Here is a 17,700-nt window from a genome sequence, read left to right on the forward strand (position 1 = left end):
GCCGAGAACATCAGCGACAAGGAAGGAACCTGATCCATGCCCCACTACCGTACGCTCCTCCAAGACCACCACGGCATTGAACAACAGACGCTGAAGAACAGTGAGTTGCTCGCCAAGCTGCAACAGGCTGGAAAGTTTGATATCCATGCCCCGGAGAATCGGTTATTCCTTCCGGCCAACCCGCAGTTCGCACACGCCTTGGGAATTACACCGCATAGCGGCGGTCCGCTAGGTGCCTATCAGCTGGGAATGTTAGAGCGGCTAAACAAACTTCAAATGACCGTGGACGGTCAAGCCTCATTGGAGGGTGACCCTGGAGCAATGGATCGGGTGATCAAGCGCGTCGAGCAGTTGCGCGACACGGTCAAGGTTGGCCTGATCAATGGTGACCTGAACACCAATACGCCTTTCGGTCAAACACCCGAGTTGACCAGTCAGAAGGTCCGGTATTTTTTCGTCAACATCCCAGCCTATTACCAGACGCATGCCCCTCAGATCCAGGCACTGAAAGGCTTCACCGGCATCGACCACGGCTGGGGTGCCATCGCGCACTCCGAATCGCGCATTGTCACCATGCTCAACAAGATCGACGTGGACAGCACGCCGATGATCCGTGGCGGCGACGTCCCGCTGCAACGCAGCGGGCTGTCACTGGCTATCGCCAACGCCCACCACGATGGTCGCGTGGTCATGTCCGAGCCGGGCATCCGCAGGGTCGAGCTGGTGTTGGGCGAGGAGTCGGCCTACCGGATACGCGTCCCTCCCAGCCAGCAGGGCGCGGTGTCCATGGACCTGCTGCTGGGCGAGGCCTCTGCCCGCAACCTGGTTCGCTCAGGCGGCCTGCTTGCCACCGGCGCCGATGCCATCATAACCGCACGCCGCGCTGCCGAACTGCTCGAGCAGGGCAACACCACCGCCGCACAGTCGGAGGTCAACCACGCGCTGGCCCGCAACGCGGGCGGATGGGTGGGTGGTGGCGCCACCGCCTTGGCGCTGGGCGGTAGTGGGTTCCTGCCGGCAGCCGTAGTGGCGGCCGATGCCCTGCTGCTGAGCAAGGCGTTCGAGAAAGGCGCGGACCTGCGCGACAACTGGGCCATCTACCACCAGACCGACAAGGCGGATGTCGACTGGAAGTTCGACGGCCGAAATTGGGAGCGCCAAACCGCCTTCGATAGCACGTCCAATGGGCGCGGCAGTCCCGTCGAACGAGATGTGGTGGCGAGTTATCAGAAGTCCCAGGAACTGGGCGCCATGGCCAGCGCAAAAGCAGTGGAGCTGGCGCTGGGCAAGGTGCCACCGCCGCAGGACCCGTTCAAGATCCCCGCCCAACCCGGTGACCAGCGCGGGCTGGACAACCAGGACTGGCACCGCAACCCCGATACTTTGGCGTGGGAACGCCAGATCAAAACCGGCGTGTCCGGTGCGAACGACCGGGGCAGCTACGAAAACCAGACCGCAACGCCCGAGCGGGCCCGGCAGCTCAACCAGGAAGCACTGGCCCGCATCGAGGGCAATATCAGCAACGGTCGCGAAGCCATTGCCGCCGCTTACCTGGAGAGCCACGCCGCACAACGGGCGCAGGATTACCGGGTGGACGTGCCGGCAGCGGTGGAGACGGCGCGCGCCAAGCCCGACGTGGTGCTGGGCTCGGACGGCCAGGTCTACCGGCGCAATGACGCAGGAGAATGGGCCAGCCGGGATGGGTTGGCCCATGGCAACCTGGCCACGGAGTTGGAGATGACCAACCTGATACGCCAGCCTTCGCTGGAGCGTTCGCAGCAGGCGTTGGCAGACATCCAGGCCTTGCCGGCGCCGACGGCAGCCCAAGCCGAGAAGAACGAGCTGCTGCACCGTTATCGGAGTGCGGGCATCGATCTGAATGTGAACCCGGATACCCAGCAAGCCATCGGGCTGGCGGTGCAGCGGACGCTGGAGGCCAACGGCGTTATTGGCCCGACGATGCAGCAGTTGCGGCCGGATGGGGTGGACAAGCGTGGCTTTGATAGCCCGATCATCCACTTCCAGACCGGGCCGGATGGAGCAGCTCGCCAGGTCGCCATCACCAGCAGCGAAGCACTGCGGCAGGCATTGAATGATGTGCGAGCCCACCGCCATGAGCAGGCCCCCATTCCCGATACCCCCGAGTTGCGCATCGCGGCGTTGTCGCCGGACGAACGTGACGCGTATGAGCAGACGTTGCGCGAAGCCAACCGGCACGGCGTATCCGCCCAGGAGGCGCAGCGGGTGGCGACCTTGGCGGCAGTCAACGTGCACGCTCCGCAGATGGAGGAAACCCGAGCCCCGCAAACAGCGGTCGATGTACAGCGACAACGTGATGCAAACCCTGCACCTGATGCAGTGACGATGGTAGCCGCTTCCGCGCCCATTGTTGCTTCGCCGCCGATTGCCCCGGAACGCCCTGAACAAATTCAGCCGTTCACCCCGCGCGACGCGCCACGGCCAGAACCGGCGGTGCAGCCGGCATTGGCGGCGGCGGATGATTCGACCCGGCAGGGCCTGCATGTTGGTCAACCAGCTCCCATGCAGCCCACGCCATCGGCGCACCATAAGCGGGAAGTCCAGATAGCAGGTGCCCTGAATCAAGACACGTCGCAGCAGCCTGCCGCGCTCCACCCACCCGAGCCGGTCACACCGCCCTCGCCAGGGAACGCGCAGCCCGACGCCGTGCAGCACCCATCCATCGAAGATCATCAGCATCGCAATCAGGCGTTGCCTGCTCAGTCGACCGAGAACGCGCCGGCCGCACCCGTAGTCCAGGCGCCGGCGGCGCCCGATCAGCAGGCCACGCCGCCGGTGGTGATGACGCCGATGCAGGCCGGTCATCCCGACCACGCGCTCTACCAGCAGATACGCGAACAGGTGACGGCGCTGGATGCCAGGCACGGGCGCAGTTTCGATGCGACCAGCGAGCGGATGGCGGCCAGCCTGCTGGTCCTGGCCAAGGGCAATGGACTGGATCGGGTGGACCACGTGGTGCTGAGCAATGCCACTGCCGACAAGCCTGCGGGACATAACGTGTTTGTTGTCCAGGGCGAACTGAACAACCCCGCGCACCAGCGTGCGCATATGCCCACCGAGCAGGCCGCACAGACGCCGGTGGAGGCGTCGCTGCAGCGGTTCGAGGTGGTTAGCCAGGAACAGCAGCAGCGTCAGCAGGCGCAGCAGCTGGAGCAGCAACTGCAGAATGAGCGCGAGCAGCAGGGGCAGGCGCGCGGCATGAGCATGGGCTGAGATCCGGGGATGGGCGTGTTGTTAAGTCCCAGCGCGCCCCAAACCGCACTCAGGCACGTGCCGCGCCCATGCGCTCGGCCACTTCATCGGGTATCAGGCGCTCGCGCCTGCCGGCATGGAGCACCGATGCACCCCACGTCCATGCCACGTTATTTGAGGCGACCCAGCGTCGGGCATCTTCGCTGGCCTTCTCGCTCGGGACGATCAGCTTTAGACGCGGTCCCAAGCCGAACAGCAGGTCAAACCCGTAATTGACTGAAATAACCTTGCGCAGCTCGCGAGTCGGGCCCCCAGGCCTGTACCCCGTCCAGCCGTCGTCTTCCAGTTGCAGGATGACCTGATCCAGCCAGTAGGCCTGCGCACGGAGCACGTGGTGGTCCAGGTCGAAGGCGATTTCCTTGCCGGCCGCCATCGGAAAGATATGGCGGATGAAGAACTCGAACAGTTCCAGAGCAATGCCCCTCAAGCGCGTCCCGATCACCGCCATCAACAAGGTGCGGTGCAGCGAACGCCCGATATCGAAGGCGCGCGAGTGATTGCCCGCTTCATAGGCCTCCCGTAACAGGACAACCGTGGCAGCCACGGCTTGCAGGTCCGCTTGCCCCTCCAAACGATGCAATGGCTGGTTAGGCGCTCGCCGACGGACATAGCGTCCGATGGCCAGGGCCCGCTCATCGAAGATCGCGTTCTGGATGGTAGGCCGTAGCCGTTTCAGCAGCGCGTCCCCTTGCAGCCCGATGGGACGACTCACGTCCAGCAGGTCCCAGCCCGCGTCTTCCAGGAGATCGCTTGATCGTGGAAGTGCCTGTTCACAGGCTCGCACCGTTTCGGCGCCGGGCAGGTGTCTCCCGCCGGCGTACTTGGCCCACATGTTGTGGTGGTGATGGCCGCTTCGATAGGCGTTCGGCTGCAACTGCCGTCCGAGCCCGTAGGCCGTCGATTGACCAAGGCGTGTACGCAGACCCTCGAACCAAGCCCCCGCTCTCAAGACATTCAACGTCTTCTTGATGGCCTTGGGATTTTCGGATTCTGCAAAACGCACTACCACTTTGAGGCGGGCATTGTGGTAGGGCGTTATGTATTTCAATGACTTAGCTGGCATCGGACCAGAAAAATAGAGTAACGATTTTCCCTATCTTTCCTTCTGGGCAGGAGGAAGCGCAATGGCTACGCTATCGGCATGACGAACCGTGACACGCCCATCGACCCGCTGGCCCAGACGCTGGAACAGGATTTGCTGCAACGTTACGGGCCGGTGATCGGCCAGGACGACCTGCGCCGGGCGCTGGGTTACACCTCGGCCGATGCCTTCCGGCAGGCGCTATCGCGCGGGGCACTCCCCGTGCCGGTGTTCGTCATTGCCCATCGACGGGGCAAGTTCGCCCTGGCCAAGGACATTGCGCAGTGGCTGGCCAACTTGCGCCACCAGGCGCTCGACGCCAAGACGCCCCAATGAGCGGCCGCTTAACCCGGTTTTCCGTTCCGCTGCGCCCCAAACCGCACATCCCCCCCTCAACAGGGAGCGTGACCATGACCTAGTGCTTGAACCTGTCCAGGCTAAATACGCACTCGGAAATGCAAAAAGCCCCCAAGCGTTACAGCGCCAGGGGGCTTGAGGATGCAGACGACTCAGCAGTCGTCGCATTCTCGGCATCTCCCCGTCTTCCGTCAATCCCCATTGGTCCGACCACGGACCGATGCGGTGATCTGCTGCCATCGCTCGGCCCGGGTGCTTTCCGAGGCCGTCTGTGCGCGCGGCAAGGAATGCCATGACCGTACTCAAAGAGCTCTGTCGGTGCCTACTACGCACCGACCTGTCCCATCGCCAGATCGCCCAGAAGGTGGATCGATCCCCTTCCACGGTGACGCGCTACAGCAAGCGCCTACGTGCCCTCAAGGCCCAGTGGGAGCAGATTCAGCCCCTGGATGAAGTTGCCCTTGATCGTTGGTTGAACCCGAGTAAGAGCGGGTTGAAGAAGCTGTTCGTCGAGCCGGACTGGGACTATGTCCATGCCGAACTGCAGCGGCGCGGGGTCACCCTGGCGCTGCTCCACGAGGAATACGCCATCAACCTCGAAGGCGGGGCCATGTCCGCGACCGAGTTCCGGCGTCGCTACCGCCGCCATGCGCGCTCCAGGGGCCTGGTCATGCGCCAGGTTCGGCTGCCAGGTCACGATCTGTTCCTGGACTTCTCCGGCGTCCGCCCCTTATTGACCGACCCGCAAACAGGGCTCAAGACACCGGTCGAGCTGTTCGTTGCGGTGATGGGGGCCAGCCGCAAGACCTTCGCCTACGCCGTGCACAGCCAGAAATCTGTGGATTGGATCGCCTGCAACGCCAAGGCGCTGAACTTCTTTGGCGGCGTGCCTACCTACCTGGTTCCGGACAACCTCAAGGCGGCTGTCACCTCGATCTCGCGCCAAGACGGGGCACTGCTGAACATGACCTACGCCGAGTTCGCCTCGCACTACGAAACCACAGTGCTGCCGGCACGTCCGCGCAAGCCCAAGGACAAGGCCCCGGTGGAGATTGGCGTGTTGCTGGTGCAGCGCTGGGTCCTGGCCCGCCTGCGCAATCGGGTGTTCTTCTCCCTGGAGGAACTGAACCTCGCCATCGCTGGGCTGGTCGAGCATCTGAATGACCGGCCGATGCGGGGTTGTGGTGGCAAATCCCGCCAGCAGTTGTTTGGAGAACTGGATGCACCCGCCCTGTCACCGCTGCCCAGCACCGACTACGAGTACGCCGAATGGAAGCTGAAGGTGCCTGTGGGACAGGACTACCACGTCGCTTGGGAGGGCCATTTCTACTCCGTGCCGCATCGGTTGGTCGGGAGCAAGGTCAACCTGAAGGCTACCCGAGATGGAGTATTCGCCTTCCATCGCGACAAGCGCGTTGCACTGCATCTGCGCGAGCAGGAAGTCGGTGGTTGCAGCACGCTGCCCGAGCATCAGCCACCGGCACATCGGGCGTACTCCCAGGACACGATGGAGCACCTGATGGAGTGGGCCAAGCAACAGGCCGGCGCTCTTTTCGCCTTCGTGCAGCGACATAGCGAGGTGCACCGTCGGCCGGTGTTGACGCTGCAGGCCTGCCGGGGCCTTCAACGCCTGGCACGCGAACACGGCATCGATCGACTGCAGGTGGCGTGCGATCGCGCCCTGCGTGCCCAGGCCAGCAGCGTCAGCTCGGTCAAATCGATCCTGGTGCGGCAGTTGGACCGTGTCGCGCCCACCCAGACGGATGCAGCCAATGAAGACACCCTGCCGACGCACGAAAACGTGCGCGGTGCCCACTACTACAGCTGACGGAGCCACCATGTCCCTGGAACACACCATCGATCAACTGCGTCATCTGAAACTCACCGGCATGGTCGCCGGCCTGGAGCATCAGCACTCCCAGTCCAGCTACGGCGCCCTTGGCTTTGATCAGCGATTGGGCCACCTGGTCGACGCCGAGATCAGTCAGCGGGAAAGCCAACGCTTCAAACGATTGATTGCCAATGGTCGGTTGAAGGTCTTCGCAGAACCCGAGGCCATCGATTTCCACAGCGGCCGCGGCCTAGATCGGTCGATGGCGGCCGACTTGCTGACCTGCAACTGGATCGAACGCCAGCAAAACGTTCTGATCACCGGGCATACCGGTACCGGCAAGACCTGGTTGGCCTGTGCCTTGGCTGTCCAGGCGGCGCGCAACGGCATCCCGATCGGCTACCGACGCGTGGGCCGGTTGCTGGAAGAAATGGAGCTGGCCCATGCCGATGGGTCACTGCCCAAACTGCGGGGGCAGCTGGCCAAGACCAAGCTGCTCATCCTGGATGACTTCGGGCTGACCCCGCTCAGTGGCCGCGGCCGTGCAGATCTGCTGGAACTGCTCGATGACCGGGTGGGATCCGGTGCCACCATTGTGGCCGGGCAGATGCCAGTCAAGGACTGGCACGCCTTCATCCATGATCCCGCATTGGCCGATGCCATCATGGACCGGCTCATCCACAGCAGCCACAAGCTGGCCCTGAAGGGCGAATCCCTCCGTAAGACCAGAGCCGCCAAAGCGGGAGAGTAAGTGCGTGTGCCTCGAGGCTGCAGGGCTGGCAGCCTCGGGGCTATGAACTAGCGCTCCCCAGTATGGGCACGAAATACTGCATATACTTACACTACTTGACGTGTTTAAAGTTTGCGAATACGCTGGATTTTCCGAAGATCAGGAGTGCGTTATGCCCACCCACCAGGTGGAGGTCGATGACGAGATTTTTGCCCTCGTCAAGAACCACGCTGAACCGTTGGTCGACAATTTCAACTCGTCCCTCCGACGCTTGCTTCAGCTCGACATCAAGCCAGGAGAAGCCTCTACGGCGATTACAGACCCGCCTGTGTTCCCGGGTGGGACGCCCAAGGCCCTAAGGCAAATCATTGAGGTTGTGTTGCTGGTTCAAGATGGTTCGTACAGTCGCTCAATAGCCACCCAGATCGTGGCAAAGCGATACCGCGTCGCTACGCAGACGGTCCTGGACAAGTACGCTCGTCAACTAGGGCTTACGACACATCAATTCGATCGCCTGCTGGATCAAGCTGATTTGAGGGAGCTGAAACAGCTGCTGAAATCAAAGTTCCCGTCGCATGCTGACGATATTAGCCGCCTAATACCGTAGTAGTGGACTAGGCAATCCAGGTGTTAGCCCACAATGAAAGGAGTCAATCGCGTGAAGAATGCAATCACCCTGTTGGTGCTGCTCTCTGCTCTCATTGCCGGCGGAGCAATCGCCAAGGACAAAAGCGTCAATGGGGTCTTCCGACCAACGCTTTCAACCAATCCAAAGAGCTATCTCCGGGATTTCAAGCTCAATACGGCGACGCCAGATGAGGTGATCCAGTACGTCGGAACCCCGGACAAGACGTTTTCCCTCGGGGGCTCAGACTTCATCACCTACAACATTGCAGCAAAAAAAGAGGCCAGCGGAATCATTGAGTACACCTTTGAAGTGAAAGACGGTGTTGTCGTCAATGTCACCTATCTCAATTCCGGAAATTTCTTTGGTGTCACCCAGCGCGAGTCGGCCAAACAGCTGCAATCGCCGTGATTGATCAACGTCAGGGGTGAAACGGAACCGGCATCAGGTCGCCTGAGTTCCCGGGCTAGGCCTGCTGTGCTCAATCCGCATTTCCGTTCAATTGCGCCTCAAATCCCTATCTGAAGTGGCCAAGCTCGTCGCCAGACTGGGGGTTGGCCAGCGATAAGGTGACCATGTGTCCAGTCTGGCGCTGCTGTCCAGTTCACTTGGCAGCAGTGTCCAGTTCATTTGGTGCCACTGTCCAGTTCATTTGGCGGCGGTGTCCAAGTGCTTGGCTGTATGTAGTATGGCGAGAACACTGGTTCTTACCTCATTCTTGTAAGGAATCTGATGGCTGTGCGGTTGAGAGAGGGCTGCTCCCCATCCCGTGGTCTGTCAACTTCCACACGGCTCAGAAGCCGAGGGTGCTTGTCCACTTCCTGGCCGACAAAAGGTAGTGGAGGGAGGAGGTGCCGGCGCGGATGCCTTGCAGCGGGCCTGCCTTGGCGTTGCCATGGGCAAGAGACGTGCACGACAATCATCTGAACGCGCGTGCCCAATCGGATGGCGTGTCACTGAGACGAATGCAATGGCCAGGCGAGCAAGCGCTTCGGACTGGGTGCAGTACGCCGCCCAGCCAGGAAAAATCGAACGCATTGAAGCCTATTTCGGCGGGCATGGTTATGCCCCGCATCGGCACGACACTTATGCCATCGGGCTGACCCTGGCGGGTGTACAGAGCTTCCAGTATCGCCGTAGCCGTCGGCACAGCCTGCCCGGTACCGTAATGGTGCTTCATCCCGATGAGCTGCATGACGGGGAAGCAGGCACCGAGGCGGGGTTCCATTACCGGATGGCATACATCGAGCCTTCGCTGTTGCAGAAGATCCTTGCTGGCAGGCCACTGCCCTTCATCGAAGGCGGCCTCTCCGGTGACGCGCGGATCCGCAAAGCCTTGGCTCCGTTGCTGCAGGACATGGCTACTCCTATCGACCCGTTGGAAGAAGAAGACAGCCTGCATGACCTGGCGCAGGCTCTCGCCGATGCTGCCGGGCAGCGGCGCATCAGGCGCCGCCCCGATTTCTTTGCATTGGAGCGTGCCCGGGCCTATATCCATGCTTCGCTGGAACATGCCATCACGATTGACGCGCTGGTGGAGGCCAGTGGCCTGGATCGCTGGGAGCTCAGCCGTGATTTTCGCGCGGTCTATGGCACCAGCCCCTATCGCTACCTCACCATGCGCCGTCTGGACGTGGTGCGTCGGTTGATGCTGGCAGGTCAGAGCATCAACGAGTCGGCACTGGTGGCCGGCTTCTTTGACCAGAGCCACATGGCGCGCCACTTTACCTCCGCCTATGGCGTTCCTCCGGCACGATGGTTGAAACGGATGAAGCCTTCGCCCTAGGCATGCCACCGCATGTTGCACGATCGTCCAAGACGGGGGAGCAAGGGCACTTCAGCATATGGCCTCCGCCCCCATCAGGAACCGAATGTGCCGGAATCCTCCCATTCAGATCGTCACCAGCCCATCAATCTCGTAGAGAAGTTCACCCGGTTCAGCGAACAATGGGCGCCGAAAGTCATTGCTGAAATAAACGACTACCAGTTCAAGGTCGTTCGCTTGCAAGGCGATTTCATCTGGCACAGCCATGCCGATACCGATGAAGCGTTCTTCGTTGTCGAGGGCGAAATGCGCATCGACTTCCGCGATGGCAGCGTCCGGCTGCGGCAAGGCGAGCTATATGTCGTTGCCAAAGGGGTCGAGCACAAACCCTATGCCGAGCATGAGGTGAAGCTGATGCTCATCGAGCCGCGTGGTGTCCTTAACACGGGTGAAGACCTTGGGGAGATGACCGCCCGGAATGATGTGTGGATCTAGCAATCCGCGCCCCTCTGCCGGAGTGCGTGCGAACATCAGCTCCAGGGTTTCCACCACGGGCGCTTGCTGACGGCGGGCTTGGCGACGGCCTCGGCTCCTTCAATGCCTTCCCGCTTCCGCTTCTGCTCCAGGGTTTCGGCCAGGAAGCGGACGTACATCTCCTGATGTTCGGGAAACCGCTGCCTTCCCTCTTCAAATACCTGCTGCGCTTCCTCCAGCCTGCCCAGCCTCAGCAGGCATTCGCCGCGAGAGAAGAACGCCGAATTGCCGTCCGGATTGACCTGGAGCGATTCCTCGAAACCGTTCAATGCCGTGGCATAGTCGGCAAGCTCCATATGCAGGAAGGCGCGGTTGTCGATGGCTTCGAAGAAGACCGGGAACAGTTCGATCGCCTGGGTGTAGGCGTCGATCGCCTCCAGCTTCATGCCGTCGTTGTCCAGGGCAAGCGCGGCCTGATAGTGCGCATTGGCCTGGGCGACAAGGGCGTCTACATCCTGACCGGTCACCTGCAGATAGCGCCAGAAGTCGGTGATCCTCAGGTACTCGATGAAGCCGACCATGTCGTCGTCTTCTATGGGCGAGGTGCACAGCACCTCCCAGCCCGCAGCGAACCCGGCGGCGCTGATCGGGCCGTGGCAGCCGCGGTCGCCCGGGGCGCGGAACGATGCTGCTGTCGGCGTCTGGGCAATGGGCTGGAACACCAGGCAATGCAACGTGTCGTCCGCGTCCGGCCAGGCGTCCACGGCCAGAATCTTCACCGTCATCCAATCGCCATCCTCACGCCGCGAGACCAGTACATCGCCCACCTTGAAATCGCGCTTCACTTCAATGCTCAGTGCCCCCTCTGGTACCCGCCCCCGGCGGAGGCGCACAGCGTGCGTCCCCCAAGGGCCGCAGGTCAATACGGCCTGCCATGACCGCCTTCCACACGCCGCCGGCGCGGCCGGACGCGATTGGCGTGCCAGCGTCCGGCGTGTTGGTACGGGTGCTACTTGGTCGACCGGATCGCTTCCCTGGCCGCCTGGTCGATCGTGTCGGCCACCACCTTGGGCTGGGTCATGAAGACGGCGTGGCTCGCGGGGACCTTGGTGATGCGCGCGTGGATGCGTTCGGCCATGTGGATGAGCATGGCCTGGTCGAATGCCTTGTCTTCGGTGGCGATCACCGCCCAGCTGGGCTTCGTGCGCCAGGCGGCCTGCGTCACCGTCGTGCCGAATGCCGACATGTTGATGGGCACCTGCGAATCACGCAGGAAGGCCGCGTCGGCATCGGTGGTGTCGTGGGCAAATCCGGCCTTGAACTTGGCCGGGCTGATGAAGCCGAAGCCATCGCTTCCGGTCTCGATGACGAATTCGGGCGTGGGTGCGAAGCCTTCGTATTGCTTTGCAGTAGTTTCGCCAGCGTCCGGCGCGAGCGCCGACACGTAGACCAGCCCTGCCACTTTGTCGTGCACGCCGGCCTGGGTGATCACGGTGCCGCCCCAGGAGTGTCCAACCAGGATGGCCGGGCCATCCTGACGGTCGAGCACGCGCTGGGTCGCGCGCGCGTCATCGGCGAGCGAGGTCAACGGATTCTGCACGATCGACACGCGATATCCGCGGGCGGTCAGGTCATCGTAGACCGGGCGCCAGCCCGAACCGTCGGCGAATGCGCCATGCACCAGGACGACATTCTTGATCTGGCCGGCATCGCGGGCCACCGCATTGGCGGCATGCACTGAGGGGGTGAAGCTGGCCGCCACGGCGGCGGCGAGCACTGCAGGAAGGAGCTTGAACATAGTCGTATCCTCGGGCGGAGATGGTGGGACTTCCGATGTGCGGCGTTGGCCGGCAGGACTACTTTGCGCGACCAGGCTGGACTATTGGTTACCTGGAGTCCTGAAAACTTGTCTATTCGTCTTTATCGAGCACCGGCAAGCGCGCCGACCCACCAGGGCGCTTTACCGGTTCCCCGTTGAAAAGCGGCCGCGCGTCTGCCGCGATGCAACCCATCGCGCCGCTACACGGTAGGCACGGTTCCGCCGTCGATGGTGTATTCCGTCCCTGAAATGGATGCGGCCCGCGGGGAGACCAGAAACGCGATGAGGTCCGCAACCTCCCCCGGCTTGGCCGGACGTCCCAAGGGGATGCCTCCCAGCTCCCGCATGATCAGTTGCTTGCCCCCTTCGTAGTCCGTTCCCGCATGGGTCGCGACCCGCTCCACCAGCGCGACGGAGGCCTCCGTCTCGATCCAGCCTGGCGATACGCGGACAACACGCACGCCTTTGGGCGTGACTTCCTTGGACAGCGCCTTGCTGTAGGTCGACAACGCCGCTTTGGCAGCGGCATACGCGATCGTGGCATCCGGCAACGGGAGGGTGCGCTGGATGGACGTGACGTGCAGGATCACGCCCGATCCCTGCGCGAGCATCAGGGGAAGCAACGCCCGATCCAGCCTTACCGCCGACATCAGGTTGAGGTCGAGAGCGGTCGCCCACTCGGCGTCGTCCAAGGCCGCAAATCCGCCCGCCGGTGCCGACGATCCGCCCACCACGTTGATCAGGATGTCAACGCCGCCGAGATGCCGCAGGGCCGCCTCCACCGCCTGCCGGGCGCCTTCTGCCGTTGCCAGGTCGGTTGCAATGTAGTGCACACCATCGATGGCTCGATCGGGCCGCGAGCGTGCCGTTGCCACGATTCGCGCGCTGAAGCGGGACAACAGTTCGACGACGGCGCCGCCCACGCCGCGGGTGCCGCCGGTCACCAGGACGCGCTTGCCCGCCAGTTGGAGATCCAAGCTCATGGCGCGATCTCCAGCGTGGCGATCCTGCTGCGCTCCAGGGTGAAGCTGTACCGCAAGTCGACCGGGCTGCCGGGGAAGTTGCCGGTGACACGTGCCGTCACGATGTACTTGCGCCCCTGATTCTCGAGCGTGTGCGGCTTGGCGGTGTAGGTGTATTTGGCGGACGAATCGGTCTTCCAGGCCTCGATCGCGGTCAGGCCCGAGTGCGTCCTGCCCTCGTCCAGGACAAGCCCGTCCCGGGTGAAGCAGCGGGCGACGGCTTGGGCGTTTTGGGTGTCCGCTTCAAAGTAGGCAGCGATAGGCTCTGGCAGGTTCAGGTCGTTCATGGCAGTGCTCCGGTGTGGTCCATGGAGCAAGGTTGATCCGTTCTCATAGATTAGAGAATCACCTATTATCGGATCAGGCTATGTAGAGATCAGATCACAATGCGCGGCTCTGAATTCGCAGAACTCAAGGCTTTCGTGGCGGTTGTCGACCGCGCCAGCTTCGCCAGGGCCGCCGATCACCTGGGATTGTCCCGGTCCGCCCTCAGCCAGATCATTCGCCAGTTGGAATCGCGACTGGGCGTTCGCCTGTTGAACCGCACGACGCGAAGCGTCTCGCCTACCGAACCGGGACGACGACTGCATGAGCGCATTGCGCCGATGCTTCGCGATATGGACCAGGCCGTTGCGCAGGCGGTGGGAACCAGTGCCCGCATGGCGGGCACCCTGCGGATCAACACGCTCAGCATGGCGGCGAAGAAAGTCATTGCACCAAGATTGGGACGTTTCGCCAAGGCGCATCCCGATGTCGTTCTCGACATCGTGATCGATGATGGACTGAGCGATATCGTGGGCGAAGGATTCGACGCCGGCATACGCGTGGGGGGCCGTCTGCAGAAGGACATGGTCGCTGTACGGCTTACGCCCGACATCGAGTTGCTGGCGGTGGCCTCACCGGACTATCTCGCTGAACACGGCGAACCGGTGACGCCTGCCGACCTCGGCCATCACGCCTGCATAAACTGGCGCTTTCCGGGAAGCGCCAAGGTCGCAGGATGGGAGTTCAGGAAAAAGGGAAAGAGTGTCGAGTTCTTTGGCGAGGGGACGGTGATCGCCAACCATCAGGACATCATCGTGCCGGCCGCGCTCCAAGGGCTGGGCATCCTGTACGCCTACAATGACGACGGGATCGCCGAGGCGTTGCGGGAGGGGCGGCTCAAGCGCGTCCTCGCCGACTGGTCGCCCGTCGTGCCCGGCCTGTTTCTCTACTACTCGAGCCGGCGGTACATGCTGCCGGCGCTGCGCGCCTTCATCGACTGCCTGCTTGATCGCGATGTCGACCGTCGCATCGGCCTTGGCTGACTTGAACTCAGCCGGCCGCTTCCAGCTTCCCGCGCGGCGTTGCCAGATGCGATGCACGCAGGTAGCGGCCGTACTTTCCAATGAAGATACCGGTGAACCCGCCCGACAGCAGCAGGTAGGCCGCGCGGAAACCGCCATCGGCGCTCAGCGCAGGGGATACGGCAAGCGCGGATTCGAAGCCATATTTCACCGCAAATGTAACCAGCAACAGCGGCAGCAGGCTGTAGTCCGCACTGCGCCACAGCTTCCCCGTTGACGCACTCCGGGTGAGCGTTGCCCGCCGCAGCAGTGCCCACCCAAGGCCCATCCCCGCGCCGATGCCAAGCAGCCACTCACCCCAGGCTTCCCAGGAACTGCCGAACCGATGGCTTATCGACCACAGGCCCCAGGCGGTGAAGAGGGCCGGCACGATGGCCAGCTTTGTGAGCGAGGTTTCACCGGGTTTCATGGCAGCGACGCCGCGCGTGATCAGAAAGACCAGAAGCGCCCAGACCCAGACAGGGGTATTCGACACAAGTTGCTGCAGCATGATCACAGGAAGTCCTTGAGGTGGGCGGGTGCCGGCCATGTAACACCGTGCGGAGTGGGTTCATTCTCGCTTTGCGCCGCCCCATCACAAGTGACAGGTGTCAGGCATCGGGAAGTACATAGCCGGGGCTGACAACGCGACGCGTGCGCAACACCCCTCCAGGGCCGAAGGCTGACGTGGTGGCTACGTGATGATGGATGTCGATGTCCGGCGTGATCGCCGCTCGGATGCGGCGATCTCCCGCGGGCCGATGGTTTCAGGCCGAACCTTTGAGGGTCGCCATACCTTCACGCCCCGTCCACGTCTTGCAACTGCAGCTGAAAGCGGGTCGGTGACGTCAGCGAAAAGCCCGCTATATTCCAGACTCCCAGACGAAGGAGGGAGTGCAATGATTCTGACCAAACAACATCTGACCACCGCACGTACGCTCGCCGTGGCGATCGTCGCCACCGTTGGCCTCAGCGCCTGCGCCACCTACAAAGACGATTTCGCAACGATCAACTCACGCCTCGACCAGCTCGACGTGAAGGTGCAGGGCGCGGCGCAAAGTGCCGAATCGGCCAATCAATCCGCACAGCAGGCCAACCAGCGTCTGGATCAAATCGAAGGCCGCGTCCAGCAGCTGGAGAGGGCGCCCCGCCGGACACCGCGTGGTTAATCGTTCCGCCACGATTGTGTGAGGAACGTTTGAACCAGGGACCGGTGGCCTTTGCGGGCCATCGGTTTCCTCTGGTGATGCAGTCTTTCATTCCAAGGAATCCTCCCATCCGTACGCACTCATATCCTGCAATCCGGGCCGTCGGTGCCGCGCTGGCAATGGCGCTGGCGCTGGCGGGCATCGGTGTGGCCCACGCCGAGGATGCCGCCGCCCAACCGGTAGCCGCCGTCGATGAGCTTCCGCCAGGCCAGGAGGTGTCCGACACCGTGATTGAACTGGCCGGCTGGGTTGTCGCGACCAAGGACAGCCATGGCTATCCATTCGCGATCATGGACAAGGCCGCCGCACAGATCCTGGTGTTCGGCAGCGACGGCAAGCTTCGCGGCGCCGCGCCGGGGTTGTTTGGCTCGGCGACCGGCGATCATACGGCTCCCGGCGTCGCCGGCCTGGCGCTTCGCGAAATTCCAGGGCGGGATCGCACCACGCCCGCTGGCCGCTTTGTCGGCGGTTTCGGCCCGTCGATCGACGCCGGCCGCGTGCTGTGGGTGGACTACGAGTCCGCCGTCTCCATCCACCCCACCGCTACCGGCGTCCCGGCCGAGAAGCGCGTAGAACGCCTGGCATCGCCCTCGCCGGACGACAACCGCGTCACCCATGGCTGCATCAACGTCTCGCCCGAATTCTACGAGCAGATCGTCCGTTCCACGTTCGAGCGCGGCGGGGTGTTCTACATCCTGCCCGATGCCGATCCGATGGCCGAGACCTTCCCGGAGTTCGCGCAAAGCCGCGCGAATGCGCAACACGATGATGGAAAGCGCAAACGTTCCGCCAGCAAGTGAACGGCGTGTTGCCTTTAGCCTGTGGGCAGGCGTCTTTCCAACGATGCCGGAAAGTGCAGCAGCCCTGTAGCGGGCAATGATGTTGCGGCGTTGGCCGGCCGCGCGCGGTTTGCCAGCCCCTGCCGTGGCCACCACAATGCCGCATGCATAGCCTCAGCCTGCGTGCGGCCACCGTTGCCGATACCGATGTCCTGTTCCACCTGATGCAGTTCTATTACTTCGAGGCCTCGGCCTGGAGTGGTGAAGCCTTGCGTGCCGATGGCCTGTACGACTGCGACCGCGCTGACGTCGAGGCGTCCCTGCGCGAGGAGCCCGATTGGGCCCGGTTGCTGTGGCGGGACGGGGCGTTGGTCGGCTTCGTGCTGGTGGACCAGGTCGATGTCGAGGGACGGATGTTGCCGGAGCTGGCCGATCTGTTCGTCCTGCCCGCCTACCGCCGCCAGGGCATCGCCGCGCAGGTGATCGCCGCGCTGGTACGGCCGGGGACCGGCCAGTGGCTGCTGGCTACCTTTGCCCGGGATGTCGATGCACACGCCTTCTGGAGCCGCAACCTGCCGCGGATGGGGATGCAGGTGCAGGCCCTGGCCGATCCGGCCGATTCGGACTTCCGCCGGTTCCTGATCCAGGCCCCGCCGGCCTGAGCCGGCCGTCGGCCCGCCGCTGCTTGCATCGCCCAACCTAACACTGTTAGATTCGCCGCCTAACAACGTTAGGCCAGGGCATCAGGTGCGCCAACCGATCGCGCGGGAAAACATCGTCGAGGCCGCCTTCCGCATCCTCGACGAGGCCGGGCTGGAAGGCATCACCCTGCGCAAAGTGGCCTGCTCGCTGGGCATCCGGGCGCCGTCGCTGTACTGGCACTTCAAGAGCAAGCAGGCGCTGATCGATGCCATGGCCGACGCCATGATCGTCGATGTCGCCCGCACCATCCCGGCCGGCCAGCCGTGGCGGCAGACCCTGCTGCAGATCGCGCGGGAGTTCCGGACGGCCTTCAAGGCGCGCCGTGATGGCGCGCGGGTCTACGCCGGTACCTTCCTGGCCACCGAGAACATGCTGCGCGTGGCCGAAGCCAGCCTGGCGGCGATGGTCGGTGCCGGCATGCCGGCGCGCTTTGCCGCGACCACCGTGATGGATCTTGTGTACTACACGCTCGGCTTTGTCATCGAAGAACAATCCTGGCCCGGCGATGGCAGCATGGAAGCCCTCGGCGAGGTGTTCATGGCCCTGGCCGAGGAACGCTTCCCGCATTGCTGGGAGGCGCGTGATGCCTGGGACGAGGTCGATTTCGACGCACGTTTCGAACAGGGTCTGGGGCTGATGCTCGATGGCATCGCCCTGCGCCTGCCCCGCACCGCCTGACCCCGTCCTTCCC

General features: G+C 63.1%; 19 protein-coding genes. 13 read left to right on the forward strand and 6 right to left on the reverse strand.

Translation table 11 applies throughout. From position 1 onward, the window contains the following. Positions 1 to 36 precede the first annotated feature (36 nt). Positions 37 to 3,252 carry an XVIPCD domain-containing protein gene (locus tag AC3ITM_RS00845; RefSeq protein ID WP_489267660.1) on the forward strand — a complete coding sequence of 1,072 codons (3,216 nt, stop codon included), beginning with the start codon at positions 37 to 39 and terminating at the stop codon, positions 3,250 to 3,252. Between the two features lie 49 nt (positions 3,253 to 3,301). Here AC3ITM_RS00845 and AC3ITM_RS00850 read toward each other — a convergent pair whose 3' ends face one another. After that, positions 3,302 to 4,339, reverse strand: a complete 1,038-nt coding sequence (locus AC3ITM_RS00850) for a hypothetical protein (protein ID WP_489267662.1) — start codon at positions 4,337 to 4,339, stop codon at positions 3,302 to 3,304. A 93-nt stretch (positions 4,340 to 4,432) separates the two neighbouring features. On the opposite strand from AC3ITM_RS00850, the gene AC3ITM_RS00855 reads away from it, so the two are divergent. The 7 genes from AC3ITM_RS00855 (at position 4,433) to AC3ITM_RS00885 (ending at position 10,175) form a co-directional block, all read left to right on the forward strand. Continuing rightward, positions 4,433 to 4,708 carry a hypothetical protein gene (locus AC3ITM_RS00855; RefSeq protein ID WP_489267664.1) on the forward strand — a complete coding sequence of 92 codons (276 nt, stop codon included), beginning with the start codon at positions 4,433 to 4,435 and terminating at the stop codon, positions 4,706 to 4,708. 313 nt (positions 4,709 to 5,021) lie between these two features. Next, complete coding sequence (istA, locus tag AC3ITM_RS00860; RefSeq protein WP_489267666.1) at positions 5,022 to 6,557, forward strand: IS21 family transposase; 1,536 nt, start codon at positions 5,022 to 5,024, stop codon at positions 6,555 to 6,557. A gap of 10 nt (positions 6,558 to 6,567) precedes the next feature. Next, positions 6,568 to 7,311, forward strand: coding sequence for an IS21-like element helper ATPase IstB (gene istB / locus AC3ITM_RS00865; protein WP_489267668.1), 744 nt, complete (start codon positions 6,568 to 6,570; stop codon positions 7,309 to 7,311). A 151-nt stretch (positions 7,312 to 7,462) separates the two neighbouring features. Continuing rightward, positions 7,463 to 7,897 (forward strand): hypothetical protein, encoded by a 435-nt coding sequence (locus AC3ITM_RS00870; RefSeq protein WP_489267669.1) that lies wholly within the window; start codon positions 7,463 to 7,465, stop codon positions 7,895 to 7,897. Between the two features lie 51 nt (positions 7,898 to 7,948). After that, positions 7,949 to 8,326, forward strand: a complete 378-nt coding sequence (locus AC3ITM_RS00875) for a hypothetical protein (RefSeq protein ID WP_489267670.1) — start codon at positions 7,949 to 7,951, stop codon at positions 8,324 to 8,326. Positions 8,327 to 8,885: 559 nt separating this feature from the next. Beyond that, a complete protein-coding gene (locus AC3ITM_RS00880; RefSeq protein ID WP_489267672.1) occupies positions 8,886 to 9,701 on the forward strand; it encodes an AraC family transcriptional regulator in 816 nt (271 codons plus the stop codon). An 87-nt stretch (positions 9,702 to 9,788) separates the two neighbouring features. Then, positions 9,789 to 10,175 (forward strand): cupin domain-containing protein, encoded by a 387-nt coding sequence (locus AC3ITM_RS00885; RefSeq protein WP_489267674.1) that lies wholly within the window; start codon positions 9,789 to 9,791, stop codon positions 10,173 to 10,175. 35 nt (positions 10,176 to 10,210) lie between these two features. Here the strand turns inward: AC3ITM_RS00885 and AC3ITM_RS00890 are convergent, their stop codons facing one another. From AC3ITM_RS00890 to AC3ITM_RS00905, 4 genes are all read right to left on the reverse strand, one after another. Further along, on the reverse strand, positions 10,211 to 10,999 hold the full coding sequence (locus AC3ITM_RS00890) for a tetratricopeptide repeat protein (protein ID WP_489267676.1): 789 nt from the start codon (positions 10,997 to 10,999) through the stop codon (positions 10,211 to 10,213). Positions 11,000 to 11,163: 164 nt separating this feature from the next. Next, positions 11,164 to 11,952 (reverse strand): alpha/beta fold hydrolase, encoded by a 789-nt coding sequence (locus AC3ITM_RS00895; RefSeq protein WP_489267678.1) that lies wholly within the window; start codon positions 11,950 to 11,952, stop codon positions 11,164 to 11,166. Positions 11,953 to 12,173: 221 nt separating this feature from the next. Then, complete coding sequence (locus AC3ITM_RS00900; RefSeq protein ID WP_489267680.1) at positions 12,174 to 12,956, reverse strand: SDR family oxidoreductase; 783 nt, start codon at positions 12,954 to 12,956, stop codon at positions 12,174 to 12,176. Next, positions 12,953 to 13,282, reverse strand: coding sequence for a nuclear transport factor 2 family protein (locus AC3ITM_RS00905; protein ID WP_489267682.1), 330 nt, complete (start codon positions 13,280 to 13,282; stop codon positions 12,953 to 12,955). The genes AC3ITM_RS00900 and AC3ITM_RS00905 overlap by 4 nt, the downstream gene beginning before the upstream one ends. A gap of 99 nt (positions 13,283 to 13,381) precedes the next feature. Between AC3ITM_RS00905 and AC3ITM_RS00910 the strand changes: the two genes are divergently transcribed. Then, the gene (locus AC3ITM_RS00910; protein WP_489267684.1) at positions 13,382 to 14,302 is read left to right on the forward strand and encodes a LysR family transcriptional regulator; all 921 of its coding nucleotides are present in this window, start codon (positions 13,382 to 13,384) and stop codon (positions 14,300 to 14,302) included. A 7-nt stretch (positions 14,303 to 14,309) separates the two neighbouring features. Here AC3ITM_RS00910 and AC3ITM_RS00915 read toward each other — a convergent pair whose 3' ends face one another. After that, complete coding sequence (locus tag AC3ITM_RS00915; protein WP_489267686.1) at positions 14,310 to 14,831, reverse strand: DUF6622 family protein; 522 nt, start codon at positions 14,829 to 14,831, stop codon at positions 14,310 to 14,312. Between the two features lie 388 nt (positions 14,832 to 15,219). Between AC3ITM_RS00915 and AC3ITM_RS00920 the strand changes: the two genes are divergently transcribed. The 4 genes from AC3ITM_RS00920 (at position 15,220) to AC3ITM_RS00935 (ending at position 17,687) form a co-directional block, all read left to right on the forward strand. Continuing rightward, entirely contained in the window at positions 15,220 to 15,489 is a 270-nt protein-coding gene (locus AC3ITM_RS00920; protein ID WP_228884676.1) for a hypothetical protein, read from the forward strand. A 158-nt stretch (positions 15,490 to 15,647) separates the two neighbouring features. After that, the gene (locus AC3ITM_RS00925) at positions 15,648 to 16,328 is read left to right on the forward strand and encodes a hypothetical protein (protein ID WP_489267688.1); all 681 of its coding nucleotides are present in this window, start codon (positions 15,648 to 15,650) and stop codon (positions 16,326 to 16,328) included. Positions 16,329 to 16,471: 143 nt separating this feature from the next. Further along, positions 16,472 to 16,969 carry a GNAT family N-acetyltransferase gene (locus AC3ITM_RS00930; RefSeq protein WP_489267690.1) on the forward strand — a complete coding sequence of 166 codons (498 nt, stop codon included), beginning with the start codon at positions 16,472 to 16,474 and terminating at the stop codon, positions 16,967 to 16,969. A gap of 85 nt (positions 16,970 to 17,054) precedes the next feature. Next, on the forward strand, positions 17,055 to 17,687 hold the full coding sequence (locus tag AC3ITM_RS00935; RefSeq protein ID WP_489267692.1) for a TetR/AcrR family transcriptional regulator C-terminal domain-containing protein: 633 nt from the start codon (positions 17,055 to 17,057) through the stop codon (positions 17,685 to 17,687). The last annotated feature ends 13 nt before the right edge of the window (positions 17,688 to 17,700 follow it).

Source organism: Stenotrophomonas sp. KH_029 (genome assembly GCF_057839765.1).